Genomic DNA, 3,744 nt, shown 5'->3' on the forward strand with positions numbered 1-3,744 from the left:
TTCTCCGAGGCGATCATCTCCAGCCCGCTGCGCTGGCGGGTGAGTTCGTCGTCGATCTTCGCCGCGATCTCCGGATCGAATTCAGCGAGGGCGGCGTTCAGGGACGGCGAAACGACGGCGTCGATGTTTGCTGCAATGCTCACAGTTCACCTCCATTTGCTGCGGCGTAGTCCTCGGCCGACAGCAGCGGACCTTCGGACTCAACGGCTACCTTGAAGAGCCAGCCGGCGCCGTAGGGATCGTCATTGATCACGGCAGGATTGTCGACGACGGCGTCATTGATTTCGGTAACCTCGCCCGTCACGGGGGAATACAGGTCCGAGACGGACTTGGTCGACTCGATCTCGCCGCAGGTTTCGCCGGCCGTCACCATCGAACCGACCTCGGGCAGGTCCACGTAGACGATGTCGCCGAGGGCGTCGGCGGCCACGGCGGACACGCCGATCATGGACGGGCCGGAGCCGTCAGTGGCGACCCACTCGTGCTCTGCGGAGTATTTTAGTTCGGCAAGTACCTTGCTCATTTTGGTTCCTTAAGTTTGGAGGGGTGGGGCCACGGCGGTGAGGGACCCGCTGCGAGCTTGCGAGCGGCGGGAGCCGCCGGGTGGGGCCACGGCGGTGAGGGACCCGCTGCGAGCTTGCGAGCGGCGGGAGCCGCCGGGGACTACTTCTGGCGCTTGTAGAAGGGCAGCGCGACGACCTCGAAGGGCTCGGCCTTGCCGCGCAGGTCGATGTCGAGGAGGGTGCCAGCCTCGGTGTGCTCGACGTCGACGTAGGCCAGCGCCACCGGGTAGCCCAGGGTCGGGCTGGGCTGGCCGGAGGTGACCTCGCCGACGACGGCGCCGTCCTTGAGCACCGGGTAGTGCGAGCGTCCGGCACGCCGGCCCAGGCCCTTCAGGCCCACCAGCCGGCGGCCGATCGTGGAACCGGCGCCTTCGGCCTTCCTGGCTTCCAATGCTGTCCTGCCGACGAAGCCGCCTTCCTTGGACAGGGCCACCACCGCGCCGAGGCCCGCCGCGTAGGGGTTGCCTTCACGGGAGAGTTCGTTGCCGTACAGGGGCATCCCGGCTTCCAGGCGGAGCGAGTCGCGGCAGGCCAGGCCGCACGGGAGCAGTTCAAGCCCTTCGCCGGCTTCGCTCAAGGCAGCCCACAGGGACACTGCTTCCTCGTTCGGGATGAACAGTTCAAAGCCGTCTTCGCCGGTGTAGCCGGTGCGGGCCAGCACGACGTCGTGGCCGGCCACGGTGACCTCATTAAAGGCGTAGTACTTCAACTCGGTAACCAGCGCAGCCTGTTCGGCGGAGACCAGCTTGAGCAGGATCGCCTCGGCGTTGGGCCCCTGCACGGCGATCAGCGAGGTTTCGGCGGAGGCGTCGGTGACCGTGACATCGAAGGCACCGTCAGGTCCGGACGCTGCCCGTTCGGCCAGGGCGGCGGCAACGACTCTGGCGTTGCCGGCGTTGGGGACCACCAGGTACTTCTGCTCGGAGAAGCGGTAGCTGATGAGGTCGTCGATGATGCCGCCGTCTTCCTGGCAGATCAGCGAGTACTTGGCCCTGCCGAGGGCGACCGCGGAGATCTTGCCGACGAGGGCGCAGTCCAAAAACGCTGCGGCGTCCGGGCCCTCGACCCAGACCTCGCCCATGTGGGAGAGGTCGAACAGGCCGGCGGCCTGGCGGACGGCGTGGTGCTCGGCCAGTTCCGAGGAGTACTTCAGGGGCATCTGCCAGCCGCCGAAGTCGGTGAACGAGGCGCCGAGTTTCTTGTGCTCGTCGTAGAGCGCAGTGTAATTCTCAGTCATTCGAGGGAGTCCTTAGTTGTTGAAGGCTTCAATGGGAGGGCAGGAGCAGACCAGATTCCGGTCCCCGGCGGCGCCGTCGATCCGGCCCACCGGCGGGAAGTACTTGTCCTGCTTGAGGGAGTGGACCGGGAAGGCGGCCTGTTCGCGCGGGTAGGCACGGTCCCAGTCCGAAGACACGACGGCGGCCGCGGTGTGCGGTGCGTGGCGCAGCGGGCTGTTTTCGACCGTGAAGTCGCCGTTGGCGATCTGGTCAATTTCACCGCGGATGGTGATCATGGCTTCGATAAAGCGGTCGATCTCCGCAAGGTCCTCGGACTCCGTGGGCTCGACCATCAGGGTGCCGGCCACCGGGAACGCCAGGGTCGGGGCGTGGAAGCCGTAGTCGATCAGGCGCTTGGCCACATCCTCGGCGGTGACCCCGGTCTTCGCGGTCAGGTCGCGCAGGTCCAGGATGCACTCGTGCGCCACCAGCCCACCCGCACCGGTGTAGAGCACCGGGAAGTGCTCGTTCAGGCGCGAGGCGATGTAGTTGGCGGCCAGCAGTGCGGACTTGGTGGCCTCGGTCAGGCCCTTGCCGCCCATGAGCTTCACATAGGCCCAGGAGATCGGCAGCACGCCGGCGGAACCAAAGCGCGATGCGGAGATCGCCACGCCGGTCGATGGTACGGAGGCGCCGGCTGCATGGGCGGTTTTATTGGCGTCGCCGGGCATGAACGGTGCCAGGTGGGCCTTGGCCGCGACGGGGCCGACGCCGGGGCCGCCGCCGCCGTGCGGGATGCAGAAGGTTTTGTGCAGGTTCAGGTGGGACACGTCGCCGCCGAACCTGCCCGGCTGGGCCAGGCCCACCAGCGCATTCAGATTGGCCCCGTCGACGTAGACCTGCCCGCCGGCCTCGTGCACCGCGTCGCAGACCTGGCGCACGTCCGCGTCGTACACCCCGTGGGTGGACGGGTAGGTGATCATGATCGCCGCGAGGTTGTCCCGGTGCTGCTCGATCTTGGCGGCCAGGTCCGCATGGTCGATCGTGCCGTCCGCCGCGGTGGCGACGACGACGACCTTCATGCCGGCCAGCACGGCGGAGGCCGCGTTGGTGCCGTGCGCCGAGGCCGGGATCAGGCAGACGGTGCGCTGCGCCTCGCCGCGCGAGACGTGGTAGCCGCGAATGGCCAGCAGGCCCGCGAGCTCGCCCTGAGAGCCGGCGTTGGGCTGGATGGAGACCTGGTCGTACCCGGTGATTTCGGTCAGCTGGGCCTCAAGGTCCTGGATCAGCTCCCGCCAGCCCTCGGTCTGGGCATCCGGGGCGAACGGGTGGATGGAGGCGAACTCCGGCCAGGAGATGGCTTCCATTTCCGCGGTGGCGTTCAGCTTCATGGTGCACGAACCCAGCGGAATCATGGTCCGGTCCAGGGCCAGGTCCCGGTCGGACAGCTTGCGGATGTAGCGCAGCAGCTGCGTCTCGGAGCGGTGCGTGTTGAACACCGGATGCTGCAGGAAATCGGAGGTGCGCAGCACGGACTCGGGGAGCTCGAAGCCCTCGGCCGAGCCAACCGGGCCGGCCCCGAAGGCGGCAGCAACCGCTGACAGCACCTCCGGCGTCGTGGTTTCATCGGCGGAAACACCCACGGTGTCGGCGTCGATGTGGCGCAGGTTGATGCCCCGGGCATCGGCGGCGGCGATAACCTTGGCGGCCCTGTCCGGAACACGGACGGTGATGGTGTCGAAGAAACTGCCGTGCAGGACCTCGAGGCCGGCCGCCTTCAGGGTGGAGGCCAGGGCGCGCGCGTTGTCGTGAACTGTCCCGGCAATGGCCTTCAGGCCCTCGGGGCCGTGGTAGACCGCGTACATGCTCGCGCAGATGGCCAGCAGTGCCTGTGCGGTGCAGATATTGGAAGTGGCCTTCTCGCGGCGGATGTGCTGCTCGCGGGTCTGCAGCGCCAGCCGGTA

Annotated in this window: 3 protein-coding genes and 1 pseudogene; all 4 read right to left on the reverse strand. The window is 67.6% G+C overall.

From position 1 onward, the window contains the following. A pseudogene (locus ACFQ36_RS21410) lies at positions 1-143 on the reverse strand (serine hydroxymethyltransferase); the annotation flags it as partial. Further along, positions 140-523, reverse strand: a complete 384-nt coding sequence (gcvH, locus tag ACFQ36_RS21415; RefSeq protein WP_377017356.1) for a glycine cleavage system protein GcvH — start codon at positions 521-523, stop codon at positions 140-142. The gene gcvH and the pseudogene ACFQ36_RS21410, both read right to left, overlap by 4 nt. 140 nt (positions 524-663) lie before the next feature. Then, on the reverse strand, positions 664-1,800 hold the full coding sequence (gene gcvT / locus ACFQ36_RS21420; protein ID WP_377017358.1) for a glycine cleavage system aminomethyltransferase GcvT: 1,137 nt from the start codon (positions 1,798-1,800) through the stop codon (positions 664-666). A 12-nt stretch (positions 1,801-1,812) separates the two neighbouring features. Next, positions 1,813-3,744 (reverse strand): aminomethyl-transferring glycine dehydrogenase (gene gcvP / locus ACFQ36_RS21425; RefSeq protein WP_377017360.1); only part of this gene is annotated, 1,932 nt, incomplete at its 5' end.

This window comes from Arthrobacter sp. GCM10027362 (genome assembly GCF_042679445.1).
In the GTDB taxonomy this organism is placed as follows: domain Bacteria; phylum Actinomycetota; class Actinomycetes; order Actinomycetales; family Micrococcaceae; genus Crystallibacter.